Genomic DNA, 12,345 nt, shown 5'->3' with positions numbered 1-12,345 from the left:
CTGCTGCCAATCGAAGACGTATTCTCAATCTCAGGCCGTGGTACTGTTGTAACCGGTCGTGTTGAGCGCGGTATCGTTAAAGTGGGCGACGAAGTTGAAATCGTTGGTATCAAGGCGACTGTTAAGTCTACCTGTACTGGCGTTGAAATGTTCCGTAAGCTGCTGGACCAGGGTCAGGCGGGTGAAAACTGTGGTGTTCTGCTGCGCGGTATCAAGCGTGAAGACATCCAGCGTGGTCAGGTACTGGCTAAGCCAGGCACCATCAAGCCACACACCAAGTTCGTATCAGAAGTATACGTACTGTCTAAAGACGAAGGCGGCCGTCATACTCCGTTCTTCAAAGGCTACCGTCCACAGTTCTACTTCCGTACTACTGACGTGACTGGTAACGTTGAGCTGCCAGAAGGCGTTGAGATGGTAATGCCAGGCGACAACGTGAAAATGACCGTTGAGCTGATCCACCCAATCGCGATGGACCAGGGTCTGCGTTTCGCAATCCGTGAAGGCGGCCGTACTGTTGGTGCGGGCGTTGTTGCTGAAGTTCTCGCTTAATTGCGTTAATGTCGGTGGTTGCTTAGGTAGCCACCGCAGCACGAAAAGAGAGCACTTCTGTGCTCTTTTTTTTTGCCTGAAATTCACCGCTCAAGCCAATCCCACACAAAAGCTACGTTTGAAATAAAAACCATTCTCATTTACACTTTGATCGGAATTTGTACTGGAGTCGCAGTAAATGTACGTCTGTCTGTGTAATGCCGTGAGTGACAAAACCCTCCGTGAAGTAGTGCGTCGCTATCAGCCCAAATCGATCCAACATCTTCGTCAACTGGTTCCTATCGGAAAACAGTGTGGTAAGTGCATCCGTTTTGCGCGCGAGATTATGGATGATGAGCTGCAGAAGGTACCGCTGTACAAAGAAATCGCTTAGGTCGACTCGACAGCCTCTGGCAATAACCACAAAAACAGTCCTGTTTTTTTGACTTCTTTTTATCCGCATCTACGATCTATTTACCTGGAAGCGGAGGAAGCAAAATGAAGGGCGACAGTAAAATCATAACTCATCTCAATAAACTGCTGGGGAATGAACTGGTTGCGATTAATCAGTACTTTCTTCATGCACGTATGTTCAAAAACTGGGGGCTTATTCGCCTCAACGATGTCGAGTATCACGAATCCATCGATGAAATGAAGCATGCGGACAAATACATCGAGCGCATTCTTTTCCTTGAAGGGATTCCAAATTTGCAGGATCTCGGCCGGTTGCGTATTGGTGAAGATGTCCCGGAAATGTTGCAATCCGATCTGACGTTGGAGTTAGAAGGGGCGAAGGATTTACGTGAAGCGATTGCCTATGCCGACAAGGTGCATGATTACGTCAGCCGCGACATGATGATTGAGATTCTGGGTGAGGAAGAGCATCACATTGACTGGCTTGAAACAGAACTCGACCTGATTCAAAAACTCGGTTTGCAGAATTACCTGCAGGCGCAATTAAAAGAAGAAAGCACAGACTAAAACCCTTTCGTTGTAGCAATGTCACAGAGCCTGTAGGGGGAAATATCGAGCCCCATACAGGCTTTTTCGGATTTAGTCCGCAATTGATGTGGTTAAAAACGCATCACGGGTTGCTTCCTGAACTGATTTGCGTATAATGCGCGGGCCTGCCGATATTGGTATGGCGCGATTCGAGCAGAATCGCAGGTGATAGCAAGCTATGTATCACCTGACAATACTCCCGATTGGGGAGTTATATGCTGAACGATTACACTCCTCCATCAATCGTAATGGGTGTGGGTAGTAATTCTTTTCGTTTATAAAATGTTTGGAGCCTTGGTCTCATGTCGAACCAAAGAATCCGTATCCGTCTTAAAGCGTTTGATCATCGCCTGATCGATCAATCAACCGCGGAAATCGTTGAGACTGCCAAGCGCACTGGTGCGCAGGTACGTGGTCCGATCCCGCTGCCAACTCGCAAAGAGCGTTTCACCGTTCTGATCTCTCCGCACGTTAACAAAGACGCGCGCGATCAGTACGAGATCCGTACTCACAAGCGTCTGGTAGACATCGTTGAGCCAACTGAAAAAACCGTTGATGCACTGATGCGTCTGGATCTGGCTGCCGGTGTTGACGTGCAGATCAGCCTGGGTTAATCAGGTCATCGAGCGATTGAGAGGTTGATACAATGATTGGTTTAGTCGGTAAAAAAGTGGGCATGACTCGCATCTTCACTGAAGATGGCGTTTCAATCCCAGTAACCGTAATCGAAGTTGAAGCAAACCGCGTTACTCAGGTCAAAGGCCTGGAAAACGACGGTTACCAGGCTATCCAGGTGACCACCGGTGCTAAAAAAGCAAACCGTGTGAGCAAGCCGGAAGCAGGTCATTTTGCTAAAGCTGGCGTTGAAGCTGGCCGTGGTCTGTGGGAATTCCGCACCGAAGGTGAAGAGTACTCAGTAGGCCAGAGCATCAGTGTTGAAATTTTCGCTGACGTTAAAAAAGTAGACGTTACCGGTACCTCTAAAGGTAAAGGTTTCGCAGGTACCGTTAAGCGCTGGAACTTCCGTACCCAGGACGCTACACACGGTAACTCCTTGTCTCACCGCGTTCCGGGTTCTATCGGTCAGAACCAGACTCCGGGCAAAGTGTTCAAAGGCAAGAAAATGGCTGGTCAACTGGGTAACGAGCGCGTAACCGTTCAGAGCCTGGAAGTGGTACGTGTTGACGCTGAGCGCAACCTGCTGCTGGTCAAAGGTGCTGTCCCGGGTGCAACCGGCAGCGACCTGATTGTTAAACCAGCTGTGAAGGCGTAAGGGGATAGCAATGGAATTAGTACTGAAAGACGCGCAGAGCGCGCTGACTGTTTCCGAAACTACCTTCGGTCGTGATTTCAACGAAGCGCTGGTTCACCAGGTTGTTGTTGCTTATGCCGCTGGTGCTCGTCAGGGTACTCGTGCGCAGAAAACTCGTGCTGAAGTAACTGGTTCAGGCAAAAAGCCTTGGCGCCAGAAAGGTACCGGCCGTGCGCGTTCAGGTTCTGTAAAGAGCCCGATCTGGCGTTCAGGTGGCGTGACCTTCGCTGCGCGTCCACAGGACCACAGTCAAAAAGTTAACAAGAAGATGTACCGCGGCGCGCTGAAAAGCATCCTGTCCGAACTGGTACGTCAGGACCGTCTGATCGTTGTCGAGACGTTCTCTGTAGAAGCGCCTAAAACTAAGCTGCTGGCACAGAAACTGAAAGACATGGCGCTGGAAGACGTGCTGATCATCACCGGTGAACTGGATGAGAATCTGTTCCTGGCTGCGCGTAACCTGTACAAGGTTGACGTGCGTGATGCAGCAGGTATCGACCCAGTTAGCCTGATCGCCTTCGACAAAGTCGTTATGACTGCGGAAGCAGTTAAGCAAGTTGAGGAGATGCTGGCATGATCCGTGAAGAACGTCTGCTGAAAGTCGTACGTGCACCGCACGTATCTGAAAAAGCATCTACTGCGATGGAAAAAAGCAATACCATCGTTCTCAAAGTTGCTAAAGACGCGACCAAAGCAGAGATCGTTGCTGCTGTTGAGAAGCTGTTCGAAGTTGAAGTTAAAGACGTAAACACCCTGGTTGTTAAGGGTAAAGTTAAGCGTCACGGACAGCGTATCGGTCGTCGTAGCGACTGGAAAAAAGCTTACGTCACCCTGAAGGAAGGCCAGAATCTGGACTTCGTCGGCGGCGCTGAGTAAGTCGGAGGAGAAAGACAATGGCAGTTGTTAAATGTAAACCGACATCTCCGGGTCGTCGTCACGTAGTTAAAGTGGTGAACCCAGAGCTGCACAAGGGCAAACCTTTTGCTCCGCTGTTAGAAAAAAACAGCAAATCCGGTGGTCGTAACAACAATGGTCGTATCACTACCCGTCATATCGGTGGTGGTCACAAGCAGGCTTACCGTATTGTTGACTTCAAACGCAACAAAGATGGTATCCCAGCAGTTGTTGAGCGTCTTGAGTACGATCCGAACCGTTCTGCGAACATCGCACTGGTTCTGTACAAAGATGGCGAGCGCCGTTACATCCTGGCCCCTAAAGGCCTGAAAGCTGGTGATCAGGTTCAATCTGGCGTTGATGCTGCGATTAAAGCAGGTAACACCCTGCCAATGCGTAACATCCCGGTGGGTTCTACCGTTCACAACGTAGAAATGAAACCAGGCAAAGGCGGTCAGATTGCTCGCTCAGCTGGTACTTACGTGCAGATCGTTGCGCGTGATGGTTCCTACGTAACCCTGCGTCTGCGTTCAGGCGAAATGCGTAAAGTCGAAATCGACTGCCGCGCAACCCTGGGCGAAGTCGGTAACGCTGAGCACATGCTGCGCGTTCTGGGTAAAGCTGGTGCAACCCGTTGGCGTGGTGTTCGTCCTACCGTTCGCGGTACTGCGATGAACCCAGTCGATCACCCGCACGGTGGTGGTGAAGGTCGTAACTTTGGTAAGCACCCGGTAACTCCGTGGGGCGTTCAGACCAAAGGTAAGAAGACCCGTAGCAACAAGCGTACTGATAAATTTATCGTACGTCGCCGTAGCAAATAATTTTAGAGGATAAGCCATGCCACGTTCTCTCAAGAAAGGTCCTTTTATTGACCTGCACTTGCTGAAGAAGGTAGAGAAAGCGGTGGAAAGCGGTGACAAGAAGCCCCTGCGCACTTGGTCCCGTCGTTCAACGATCTTCCCTAACATGATCGGTTTGACCATCGCTGTCCATAATGGTCGTCAGCACGTTCCTGTCTTTGTATCCGACGAAATGGTCGGCCACAAACTGGGTGAATTTGCACCGACACGTACTTATCGCGGCCATGCTGCAGATAAGAAAGCCAAGAAGAAATAAGTAGGAGGAAGAGATGGAAACTATTGCTCAACATCGCCATGCTCGTTCTTCTGCTCAGAAGGTCCGCCTTGTTGCTGACCTGATTCGCGGTAAGAAAGTGTCGCAGGCTCTGGATATTCTGACCTACACCAACAAGAAAGCTGCTGTGTTGGTTAAGAAAGTCCTGGAATCTGCCATTGCGAACGCCGAACACAACGATGGCGCTGATATCGACGATCTGAAAGTCGCGAAAATCTTCGTAGACGAAGGCCCAAGCATGAAGCGCATTATGCCGCGTGCGAAAGGTCGTGCAGATCGCATCCTGAAGCGCACCAGCCACATTACTGTGGTTGTGTCCGATCGCTGAGACTCTGGAGACTAGCAATGGGTCAGAAAGTACATCCTAATGGTATTCGCCTGGGTATTGTAAAACCATGGAACTCTACCTGGTTTGCGAACACCAAAGAATTCGCTGACAACCTGGACAGCGATTTTAAAGTACGTCAGTTCCTGACTAAGGAACTGGCTAAAGCGTCTGTATCTCGTATCGTTATCGAGCGTCCGGCTAAGAGCATCCGTGTGACCATTCACACCGCTCGCCCGGGTATCGTTATCGGTAAGAAAGGTGAAGACGTAGAAAAACTGCGCACGGTCGTAGCGAAAATCGCTGGCGTTCCTGCACAGATCAATATCGCCGAAGTCCGTAAACCGGAACTGGACGCTAAATTGGTTGCTGATAGCATCACTTCACAGCTGGAGCGTCGTGTGATGTTCCGTCGTGCGATGAAGCGTGCTGTTCAGAACGCAATGCGTCTGGGCGCGAAGGGTATTAAAGTTGAAGTTAGCGGCCGTTTGGGCGGAGCCGAGATCGCACGTACCGAATGGTACCGTGAAGGTCGCGTGCCACTGCACACTCTGCGTGCAGACATTGACTACAACACCTCTGAAGCGCACACCACTTATGGTGTAATCGGCGTTAAGGTATGGATCTTCAAAGGTGAGATCCTGGGTGGTATGGCTGCTGTTGAACAACCGGAACCGGCTGCTCAACCTAAAAAGCAGCAGCGTAAAGGCCGTAAGTAAGGAGAGTCGCTGATGTTACAACCAAAGCGTACGAAATTCCGTAAAGTGCACAAAGGCCGCAACCGTGGTCTGGCGCAGGGTACGGATGTCAGCTTCGGTACTTTCGGTCTGAAAGCTGTTGGCCGTGGTCGTCTGACTGCTCGTCAGATCGAAGCAGCACGTCGTGCTATGACCCGTGCAGTTAAGCGTCAAGGTAAGATCTGGATCCGTGTATTCCCGGACAAACCGATCACCGAGAAGCCGCTTGAAGTGCGTATGGGTAAAGGTAAGGGTAACGTGGAGTATTGGGTTGCCCTGATCCAACCGGGTAAAGTCCTGTATGAAATGGACGGTGTTCCGGAAGAGCTTGCCCGTGAAGCATTCAAGCTGGCAGCAGCAAAACTGCCTATCAAAACCACCTTTGTTACTAAGACGGTGATGTAATGAAAGCAAATGAGCTGCGTGAAAAAAGCGTTGAAGAGCTGAACGCTGAGCTTCTTAACCTGCTGCGTGAGCAATTCAACCTGCGCATGCAGGCAGCATCCGGCCAGCTGCAGCAGACCCATCTGCTGAAGCAAGTGCGTCGTAATGTTGCACGTGTTAAGACTTTACTGACTGAGAAGGCGGCGTAATGACCGATAAAATCCGTACTCTGCAGGGTCGTGTAATTAGTGACAAAATGCAGAAATCTGCAGTAGTTGCTATCGAACGTGTCGTGAAACACCCGATCTACGGTAAGTTCATCAAGCGTACGACTAAGCTGCACATCCATGACGAGAACAACGAATGTGGAATCGGTGACGTGGTAGAAATCCGCGAAACCCGTCCACTGTCTAAGACTAAGTCTTGGGCGCTGGTTCGCGTTGTAGAGAAAGCGGTTCTGTAATAGAATCCGCTTCCTCTAAAAAATAAAATGAACGGCTCGTCTGAGCCGTTCATTTTTTCTACCCATCTGCGAGAACCGGTGTTATAATGCCGCGCCCTCAATTATGGGGCTTTTTAACGACCTGAGGTTTGGGTCCCGAAGTAGTAGTTGACATTAGCGGAGCACTAAAATGATCCAAGAACAGACTATGCTGAACGTCGCCGACAACTCCGGTGCACGTCGCGTAATGTGTATCAAGGTTCTGGGTGGCTCGCACCGTCGCTACGCAGGCGTCGGCGACATCATTAAAGTTACCATCAAGGAAGCAATTCCTCGCGGTAAAGTTAAGAAAGGTGATGTCCTGAAGGCGGTAGTGGTGCGCACCAGGAAGGGTGTTCGTCGCCCGGACGGTTCTGTCATTCGCTTCGATGGTAATGCATGCGTTATTTTAAACAATAACAGCGAGCAGCCTATCGGTACGCGTATTTTTGGGCCGGTAACTCGTGAACTTCGTACTGAAAAGTTCATGAAAATTATCTCTCTGGCACCAGAAGTACTCTAAGGAGCGAGCAATGGCAGCGAAAATCCGTCGTAACGACGAAGTTATCGTGATTACCGGTAAAGACAAAGGTAAACGCGGTAAAGTAAAGAATGTCCTGACTTCTGGTAAGGTCATCGTTGAAGGTATCAACCTGGTTAAGAAACACCAGAAGCCGGTTCCGGCTCTGAACCAACCAGGCGGCATCGTTGAAAAAGAAGCTGCTATTCAGGTTTCTAACGTTGCAATCTTCAATGCGGCAACCGGCAAGGCTGACCGTGTAGGCTTTAGATTCGAAGAAGGCAAAAAAGTCCGTTTCTTCAAGTCTAATAGCGAAACTATCAAGTAATTTGGAGTAGTACGATGGCGAAACTGCATGATTACTACAAAGACGAAGTAGTCCAGAAACTCATGACTGAGTTCGGCTACAATTCTGTCATGCAAGTCCCTCGGGTCGAGAAGATCACCCTGAACATGGGTGTTGGTGAAGCGATCGCTGACAAGAAACTGCTGGATAACGCAGCAGCTGACCTGGCAGCAATCTCCGGTCAAAAACCGTTGATCACCAAAGCACGCAAATCAGTTGCAGGCTTCAAAATCCGTCAGGGCTATCCGATCGGCTGTAAAGTAACTCTGCGCGGCGAGCGCATGTGGGAGTTCTTTGAGCGCCTGATCACTATTGCTGTACCACGTATTCGTGACTTCCGCGGCTTGTCTGCTAAGTCTTTCGATGGTCGCGGTAACTACAGCATGGGCGTTCGTGAGCAGATCATCTTCCCAGAAATCGATTATGACAAAGTCGATCGCGTTCGTGGTTTGGATATTACCATTACCACTACTGCGAAATCTGATGATGAAGGCCGTGCTCTGCTGGCTGCCTTTGACTTCCCGTTCCGCAAGTAAGGTAGGGTTACTTAATGGCTAAGCAATCGATGAAAGCACGCGAAGTAAAGCGTGTGAAATTAGCAGACAAGTTCTTCGCTAAGCGCGCAGAACTGAAAGCGATCATTTCTGATGTGAACGCATCCGACGAAGATCGTTGGGATGCCGTTCTCAAGCTGCAGAGTCTGCCGCGTGATTCCAGCCCTTCCCGTCAGCGTAACCGCTGCCGTCAGACAGGTCGTCCGCACGGTTTCCTGCGGAAGTTTGGGTTGAGCCGTATCAAGGTCCGTGAAGCCGCAATGCGCGGTGAAATCCCGGGTCTGAAAAAGGCTAGCTGGTAATTGTCACCATTTGAATCACGGGAGTAACACAGATGAGCATGCAAGATCCGATCGCGGATATGCTGACCCGTATCCGTAACGGTCAGGCCGCGAACAAAGTTGCGGTCTCTATGCCTTCCTCCAAGCTGAAAGTGGCAATTGCCAACGTGCTGAAGGAAGAAGGCTACATTGAAGATTTTAAAATCGAAGGCGACATCAAGTCTGAGCTGGAAGTTACTTTAAAGTATTTCCAGGGCAAGGCTGTGGTAGAGAGCATTCAGCGTGTTAGCCGTCCAGGTCTGCGCATCTATAAGAAAAAAGATGAGCTGCCAAAAGTAATGGCTGGTCTGGGCATCGCTGTAATCTCTACCTCTAAAGGTGTCATGACTGATCGTGCAGCGCGCCAGGCTGGTCTTGGTGGCGAAATTATCTGCTACGTAGCGTAATCGGAGGATAAAATGTCTCGTGTTGCAAAAGCACCTGTCGTTGTTCCTGCGGGCGTAGAGGTAAAACTCAACGGTCAGGAAGTTTCGATCAAAGGCAAAAACGGCGAGCTGACTCGTACTATCAACAGTGCTGTAGAAGTTAAGCATGCAGACAACGCCCTGACTTTCGCTCCACGCGAAGGCTTCTCGGACGCTTGGGCACAGGCAGGTACTGCTCGTGCGCTGCTGAACGGCATGGTTATCGGTGTTACCGAAGGCTTCACCAAGAAGCTGCAACTGGTTGGTGTTGGTTATCGTGCAGCTGTTAAAGGCAACTCTGTGAGCTTGGCCCTGGGCTTCTCTCACCCTGTTGACCATGCACTGCCGGCCGGCATCACTGCTGAATGTCCAACTCAGACTGAGATCGTGCTGAAAGGCGCTGATAAACAGCTGATTGGTCAGGTTGCAGCGGATCTGCGCGCCTACCGTCGTCCTGAGCCTTACAAAGGCAAGGGTGTTCGTTACGCCGACGAAGTCGTGCGTACCAAAGAGGCTAAGAAGAAGTAAGGTAACACTATGGATAAGAAATCTGCTCGTATCCGTCGTGCGACCCGTGCACGTCGCAAGCTCAAAGAGCTGGGTGCTACTCGCCTGGTGGTACATCGTACCCCGCGTCATATTTACGCACAGGTGATCGCCCCGAACGGTTCCGAAGTTCTGGTTGCTGCTTCTACTGTAGAAAAAGCTATTGCCGAACAACTGAAGTACACCGGTAACAAAGACGCTGCTGCAGCTGTAGGTAAAGCTCTGGCTGAGCGCGCTGTCGAGAAAGGCATTACTAATGTTTCTTTCGACCGTTCCGGGTTCCAATATCATGGTCGTGTCCAGGCACTGGCAGATGCTGCCCGTGAAGCTGGCCTTCAGTTCTAAGGTAGAGGTCTAAGATGTCAAACATCGAGAAACAAGCTGGCGAACTGCAGGAAAAACTGATCGCGGTAAACCGTGTATCTAAAACTGTAAAAGGTGGTCGTATTTTCTCCTTCACCGCACTGACTGTAGTGGGTGATGGTAACGGCCGCGTTGGTTTTGGTTACGGTAAAGCGCGTGAAGTTCCAGCAGCGATCCAGAAAGCGATGGAAAAAGCCCGTCGCAACATGATTAACGTCGCGCTGACTCACGGCACCCTGCAGCACCCTGTTAAAGGTGCTCACACGGGTTCTCGTGTGTTCATGCAGCCAGCTTCTGAAGGTACCGGTATCATCGCCGGCGGTGCAATGCGCGCTGTTTTAGAAGTTGCTGGAGTGCATAACGTTCTGGCTAAAGCGTATGGTTCTACTAACCCGATTAACGTGGTTCGTGCAACTATCGATGGCCTGGGCAATATGAATTCTCCAGAAATGGTCGCTGCCAAGCGTGGTAAATCCGTTGAAGAAATTCTGGGGTAATCACGATGGCTAAGACTATTAAAATTACACAAACCCGCAGTTCAATCGGCCGCCTGCCTAAGCACAAAGCCACTCTGGTTGGCTTGGGTCTGCGTCGTATTGGTCATACCGTTGAGCGTGAAGACACGCCAGCAGTGCGCGGTATGGTTAACGCGATTTCCTACATGCTGAAAGTGGAGGAGTAAGAGATGCGCTTAAACACTCTGTCTCCGGCCGAAGGGTCTAAACACGCTTCTAAGCGTCTGGGTCGTGGTATCGGTTCTGGCCTCGGTAAAACCGGTGGTCGTGGTCACAAAGGTCAGAACTCTCGTTCTGGCGGTGGCGTACGTCGCGGTTTCGAGGGTGGTCAGATGCCTCTGTATCGTCGTCTGCCGAAATTCGGTTTCACCTCTCGCAAAGCAATGGTCACTGCAGAAGTTCGTCTGTCTGACCTGGCGAAAGTTGAAGGCGGTATTGTTGACCTGAATACTCTGAAAGCAGCCAACATCATCGGTGTTCAGATCGAGTTCGCGAAAGTGATTCTGTCTGGTGAAGTTTCTGCACCGGTAACGATTCGTGGTCTGCGTGTCACTAAAGGTGCGCGTGCTGCAATCGAAGCTGCTGGCGGTAAAATCGAGGAATAAGTAGCAGATGGCAAAGCAACCGGGATTAGATTTTCAAAGTGCCAAAGGTGGCTTTGGTGAACTGAAGCGCAGACTTTTGTTTGTTATCGGTGCACTGATTGTCTTCCGTATTGGCTCTTTTATTCCAATCCCTGGTATCGATGCCACTGTACTTGCCAAACTGCTTGAGCAACAGCGTGGCACCATCATTGAAATGTTCAACATGTTCTCTGGTGGTGCTCTCAGTCGTGCCTCAATCTTCGCACTGGGTATTATGCCGTATATTTCGGCCTCTATTATTATCCAGTTGCTGACGGTGGTTCATCCCGCGTTGGCCGAGATTAAGAAAGAGGGTGAAGCTGGTCGTCGTAAGATTAGCCAGTACACTCGCTATGGCACCCTGGTTCTGGCTGTATTCCAGTCGATCGGTATTGCTACCGGTCTGCCGAATATGCCTGGAATGCAAGGTCTGGTAATGAATCCAGGTTTCGCATTCTACTTTACCGCTGTTGTAAGTCTGGTTACCGGGACAATGTTCCTGATGTGGCTGGGCGAACAGATTACTGAACGAGGTATCGGTAACGGTATCTCGATCATTATCTTCGCAGGTATTGTTGCGGGTCTCCCGCCGGCCATTGGCCATACCATCGAGCAAGCGCGGCAAGGTGACCTGCACTTCCTCCTGTTGCTGTTGGTTGCAGTTCTTGTATTTGCAGTGACGTTCTTTGTTATTTTCGTTGAGCGTGGCCAGCGCCGCATTGTGGTCAACTACGCTAAACGTCAGCAAGGTCGTCGTGTATATGCTGCACAGAGCACACATTTACCGTTGAAAGTGAATATGGCGGGTGTAATTCCGGCTATCTTTGCTTCCAGCATTATTCTGTTCCCAGCAACCATCGCGTCATGGTTCGGGGGCGGAACCGGTTGGAACTGGCTGACAACAATTTCGCTGTATTTGCAACCAGGACAGCCGCTTTATGTGCTACTCTATGCGACTGCAATCATCTTCTTCTGTTTCTTCTACACGGCGTTGGTTTTCAACCCACGTGAAACAGCTGATAACTTGAAGAAGTCTGGAGCATTCGTACCGGGAATTCGTCCGGGAGAGCAAACGGCGAAGTATATCGATAAAGTAATGACACGTTTGACCTTAATCGGCGCACTGTACATTACCTTTATCTGCCTGATCCCGGAGTTCATGCGTGATGCCATGAAGGTTCCCTTCTACTTTGGCGGCACATCGCTGCTTATCGTAGTGGTTGTCATCATGGACTTTATGGCTCAAGTGCAAACTCTGATGATGTCGAGTCAGTATGAGTCTGCATTGAAGAAAGCAAACCTGAAAGGCTACGGCCGTTAATTCAGGCGCTTG

General features: G+C 50.3%; 25 protein-coding genes. All 25 read left to right on the top strand.

Going from position 1 to position 12,345, the window contains the following annotated elements:
• Positions 1-552: EF-Tu/IF-2/RF-3 family GTPase (locus tag JK231_RS24950; protein WP_249221839.1), on the top strand; the 552-nt coding region annotated here is incomplete at its 5' end.
• A 178-nt stretch (positions 553-730) separates the two neighbouring features.
• Complete coding sequence (bfd, locus tag JK231_RS24945) at positions 731-925, top strand: bacterioferritin-associated ferredoxin (protein ID WP_034830760.1); 195 nt, start codon at positions 731-733, stop codon at positions 923-925.
• A 104-nt stretch (positions 926-1,029) separates the two neighbouring features.
• A complete protein-coding gene (gene bfr / locus JK231_RS24940; RefSeq protein WP_034830757.1) occupies positions 1,030-1,512 on the top strand; it encodes a bacterioferritin in 483 nt (160 codons plus the stop codon).
• Positions 1,513-1,835: 323 nt separating this feature from the next.
• Positions 1,836-2,147 (top strand): 30S ribosomal protein S10, encoded by a 312-nt coding sequence (rpsJ, locus tag JK231_RS24935; RefSeq protein ID WP_006120582.1) that lies wholly within the window; start codon positions 1,836-1,838, stop codon positions 2,145-2,147.
• A gap of 32 nt (positions 2,148-2,179) precedes the next feature.
• Positions 2,180-2,806 (top strand): 50S ribosomal protein L3, encoded by a 627-nt coding sequence (gene rplC, locus JK231_RS24930; RefSeq protein ID WP_038644330.1) that lies wholly within the window; start codon positions 2,180-2,182, stop codon positions 2,804-2,806.
• A 10-nt stretch (positions 2,807-2,816) separates the two neighbouring features.
• Positions 2,817-3,422, top strand: coding sequence for a 50S ribosomal protein L4 (gene rplD / locus JK231_RS24925; RefSeq protein WP_034830751.1), 606 nt, complete (start codon positions 2,817-2,819; stop codon positions 3,420-3,422).
• Entirely contained in the window at positions 3,419-3,721 is a 303-nt protein-coding gene (rplW, locus tag JK231_RS24920; RefSeq protein WP_034830749.1) for a 50S ribosomal protein L23, read from the top strand. The genes rplD and rplW overlap by 4 nt, the downstream gene beginning before the upstream one ends.
• 17 nt (positions 3,722-3,738) lie before the next feature.
• Positions 3,739-4,560: a 50S ribosomal protein L2 gene (rplB, locus tag JK231_RS24915; protein ID WP_034830746.1), complete on the top strand. Its 822-nt coding sequence runs from the start codon at positions 3,739-3,741 to the stop codon at positions 4,558-4,560.
• Positions 4,561-4,576: 16 nt separating this feature from the next.
• On the top strand, positions 4,577-4,855 hold the full coding sequence (gene rpsS / locus JK231_RS24910; protein WP_001138115.1) for a 30S ribosomal protein S19: 279 nt from the start codon (positions 4,577-4,579) through the stop codon (positions 4,853-4,855).
• Positions 4,856-4,868: 13 nt separating this feature from the next.
• Positions 4,869-5,201 (top strand): 50S ribosomal protein L22, encoded by a 333-nt coding sequence (rplV, locus tag JK231_RS24905; RefSeq protein ID WP_007891659.1) that lies wholly within the window; start codon positions 4,869-4,871, stop codon positions 5,199-5,201.
• Between the two features lie 17 nt (positions 5,202-5,218).
• Positions 5,219-5,917: a 30S ribosomal protein S3 gene (rpsC, locus tag JK231_RS24900; protein ID WP_034830744.1), complete on the top strand. Its 699-nt coding sequence runs from the start codon at positions 5,219-5,221 to the stop codon at positions 5,915-5,917.
• Between the two features lie 12 nt (positions 5,918-5,929).
• Positions 5,930-6,340 carry a 50S ribosomal protein L16 gene (gene rplP, locus JK231_RS24895; RefSeq protein WP_002438716.1) on the top strand — a complete coding sequence of 137 codons (411 nt, stop codon included), beginning with the start codon at positions 5,930-5,932 and terminating at the stop codon, positions 6,338-6,340.
• Positions 6,340-6,528 carry a 50S ribosomal protein L29 gene (gene rpmC / locus JK231_RS24890; RefSeq protein WP_034830743.1) on the top strand — a complete coding sequence of 63 codons (189 nt, stop codon included), beginning with the start codon at positions 6,340-6,342 and terminating at the stop codon, positions 6,526-6,528. The genes rplP and rpmC overlap by 1 nt, the downstream gene beginning before the upstream one ends.
• On the top strand, positions 6,528-6,782 hold the full coding sequence (rpsQ, locus tag JK231_RS24885; protein ID WP_008104738.1) for a 30S ribosomal protein S17: 255 nt from the start codon (positions 6,528-6,530) through the stop codon (positions 6,780-6,782). The genes rpmC and rpsQ overlap by 1 nt, the downstream gene beginning before the upstream one ends.
• A gap of 169 nt (positions 6,783-6,951) precedes the next feature.
• The gene (gene rplN, locus JK231_RS24880) at positions 6,952-7,323 is read left to right on the top strand and encodes a 50S ribosomal protein L14 (RefSeq protein ID WP_006120590.1); all 372 of its coding nucleotides are present in this window, start codon (positions 6,952-6,954) and stop codon (positions 7,321-7,323) included.
• Between the two features lie 10 nt (positions 7,324-7,333).
• A complete protein-coding gene (rplX, locus tag JK231_RS24875; protein ID WP_034830741.1) occupies positions 7,334-7,648 on the top strand; it encodes a 50S ribosomal protein L24 in 315 nt (104 codons plus the stop codon).
• A 14-nt stretch (positions 7,649-7,662) separates the two neighbouring features.
• A complete protein-coding gene (rplE, locus tag JK231_RS24870; protein ID WP_013510763.1) occupies positions 7,663-8,202 on the top strand; it encodes a 50S ribosomal protein L5 in 540 nt (179 codons plus the stop codon).
• A 14-nt stretch (positions 8,203-8,216) separates the two neighbouring features.
• The gene (rpsN, locus tag JK231_RS24865; RefSeq protein WP_006120592.1) at positions 8,217-8,522 is read left to right on the top strand and encodes a 30S ribosomal protein S14; all 306 of its coding nucleotides are present in this window, start codon (positions 8,217-8,219) and stop codon (positions 8,520-8,522) included.
• Between the two features lie 32 nt (positions 8,523-8,554).
• Entirely contained in the window at positions 8,555-8,947 is a 393-nt protein-coding gene (rpsH, locus tag JK231_RS24860) for a 30S ribosomal protein S8 (protein WP_007891668.1), read from the top strand.
• 12 nt (positions 8,948-8,959) lie between these two features.
• On the top strand, positions 8,960-9,493 hold the full coding sequence (gene rplF, locus JK231_RS24855; protein WP_034830740.1) for a 50S ribosomal protein L6: 534 nt from the start codon (positions 8,960-8,962) through the stop codon (positions 9,491-9,493).
• Positions 9,494-9,502: 9 nt separating this feature from the next.
• Positions 9,503-9,856: a 50S ribosomal protein L18 gene (rplR, locus tag JK231_RS24850; RefSeq protein WP_008104733.1), complete on the top strand. Its 354-nt coding sequence runs from the start codon at positions 9,503-9,505 to the stop codon at positions 9,854-9,856.
• A 14-nt stretch (positions 9,857-9,870) separates the two neighbouring features.
• A complete protein-coding gene (gene rpsE, locus JK231_RS24845) occupies positions 9,871-10,371 on the top strand; it encodes a 30S ribosomal protein S5 (protein ID WP_007891679.1) in 501 nt (166 codons plus the stop codon).
• 5 nt (positions 10,372-10,376) lie between these two features.
• Positions 10,377-10,556: a 50S ribosomal protein L30 gene (rpmD, locus tag JK231_RS24840; protein WP_021186404.1), complete on the top strand. Its 180-nt coding sequence runs from the start codon at positions 10,377-10,379 to the stop codon at positions 10,554-10,556.
• Positions 10,557-10,559: 3 nt separating this feature from the next.
• Positions 10,560-10,994: a 50S ribosomal protein L15 gene (rplO, locus tag JK231_RS24835; RefSeq protein ID WP_034830738.1), complete on the top strand. Its 435-nt coding sequence runs from the start codon at positions 10,560-10,562 to the stop codon at positions 10,992-10,994.
• A 7-nt stretch (positions 10,995-11,001) separates the two neighbouring features.
• Positions 11,002-12,333: a preprotein translocase subunit SecY gene (gene secY, locus JK231_RS24830; protein ID WP_007891686.1), complete on the top strand. Its 1,332-nt coding sequence runs from the start codon at positions 11,002-11,004 to the stop codon at positions 12,331-12,333.
• The last annotated feature ends 12 nt before the right edge of the window (positions 12,334-12,345 follow it).

The sequence above is a fragment of the Pantoea sp. JGM49 genome (assembly GCF_018257655.1).
Lineage (GTDB): Bacteria > Pseudomonadota > Gammaproteobacteria > Enterobacterales > Enterobacteriaceae > Pantoea > Pantoea communis.
Note: the sequence above shows the minus strand (reverse complement) of the source record. Positions and strands in the feature narration are given on the sequence as shown.

What these genes read in the sequence shown, in the direction of transcription:
- rplO (WP_034830738.1), top strand. Translation starts at nt 10,560, where the DNA reads ATGCGCTTAAACACTCTGTCTCCGGCCGAAGGGTCTAAACACGCTTCT.
- rpsN (WP_006120592.1), top strand. Translation starts at nt 8,217, where the DNA reads ATGGCTAAGCAATCGATGAAAGCACGCGAAGTAAAGCGTGTGAAATTA.
- rplE (WP_013510763.1), top strand. Translation starts at nt 7,663, where the DNA reads ATGGCGAAACTGCATGATTACTACAAAGACGAAGTAGTCCAGAAACTC.
- rpsE (WP_007891679.1), top strand. Translation starts at nt 9,871, where the DNA reads ATGTCAAACATCGAGAAACAAGCTGGCGAACTGCAGGAAAAACTGATC.
- rpsS (WP_001138115.1), top strand. Translation starts at nt 4,577, where the DNA reads ATGCCACGTTCTCTCAAGAAAGGTCCTTTTATTGACCTGCACTTGCTG.
- rpsJ (WP_006120582.1), top strand. Translation starts at nt 1,836, where the DNA reads ATGTCGAACCAAAGAATCCGTATCCGTCTTAAAGCGTTTGATCATCGC.
- rplC (WP_038644330.1), top strand. Translation starts at nt 2,180, where the DNA reads ATGATTGGTTTAGTCGGTAAAAAAGTGGGCATGACTCGCATCTTCACT.
- secY (WP_007891686.1), top strand. Translation starts at nt 11,002, where the DNA reads ATGGCAAAGCAACCGGGATTAGATTTTCAAAGTGCCAAAGGTGGCTTT.
- rplD (WP_034830751.1), top strand. Translation starts at nt 2,817, where the DNA reads ATGGAATTAGTACTGAAAGACGCGCAGAGCGCGCTGACTGTTTCCGAA.
- bfd (WP_034830760.1), top strand. Translation starts at nt 731, where the DNA reads ATGTACGTCTGTCTGTGTAATGCCGTGAGTGACAAAACCCTCCGTGAA.
- rpmD (WP_021186404.1), top strand. Translation starts at nt 10,377, where the DNA reads ATGGCTAAGACTATTAAAATTACACAAACCCGCAGTTCAATCGGCCGC.
- rpsQ (WP_008104738.1), top strand. Translation starts at nt 6,528, where the DNA reads ATGACCGATAAAATCCGTACTCTGCAGGGTCGTGTAATTAGTGACAAA.
- rplB (WP_034830746.1), top strand. Translation starts at nt 3,739, where the DNA reads ATGGCAGTTGTTAAATGTAAACCGACATCTCCGGGTCGTCGTCACGTA.
- rplP (WP_002438716.1), top strand. Translation starts at nt 5,930, where the DNA reads ATGTTACAACCAAAGCGTACGAAATTCCGTAAAGTGCACAAAGGCCGC.
- rplX (WP_034830741.1), top strand. Translation starts at nt 7,334, where the DNA reads ATGGCAGCGAAAATCCGTCGTAACGACGAAGTTATCGTGATTACCGGT.
- rpsC (WP_034830744.1), top strand. Translation starts at nt 5,219, where the DNA reads ATGGGTCAGAAAGTACATCCTAATGGTATTCGCCTGGGTATTGTAAAA.
- rplW (WP_034830749.1), top strand. Translation starts at nt 3,419, where the DNA reads ATGATCCGTGAAGAACGTCTGCTGAAAGTCGTACGTGCACCGCACGTA.
- rpsH (WP_007891668.1), top strand. Translation starts at nt 8,555, where the DNA reads ATGAGCATGCAAGATCCGATCGCGGATATGCTGACCCGTATCCGTAAC.
- rplV (WP_007891659.1), top strand. Translation starts at nt 4,869, where the DNA reads ATGGAAACTATTGCTCAACATCGCCATGCTCGTTCTTCTGCTCAGAAG.
- bfr (WP_034830757.1), top strand. Translation starts at nt 1,030, where the DNA reads ATGAAGGGCGACAGTAAAATCATAACTCATCTCAATAAACTGCTGGGG.
- rpmC (WP_034830743.1), top strand. Translation starts at nt 6,340, where the DNA reads ATGAAAGCAAATGAGCTGCGTGAAAAAAGCGTTGAAGAGCTGAACGCT.
- rplF (WP_034830740.1), top strand. Translation starts at nt 8,960, where the DNA reads ATGTCTCGTGTTGCAAAAGCACCTGTCGTTGTTCCTGCGGGCGTAGAG.
- rplR (WP_008104733.1), top strand. Translation starts at nt 9,503, where the DNA reads ATGGATAAGAAATCTGCTCGTATCCGTCGTGCGACCCGTGCACGTCGC.
- rplN (WP_006120590.1), top strand. Translation starts at nt 6,952, where the DNA reads ATGATCCAAGAACAGACTATGCTGAACGTCGCCGACAACTCCGGTGCA.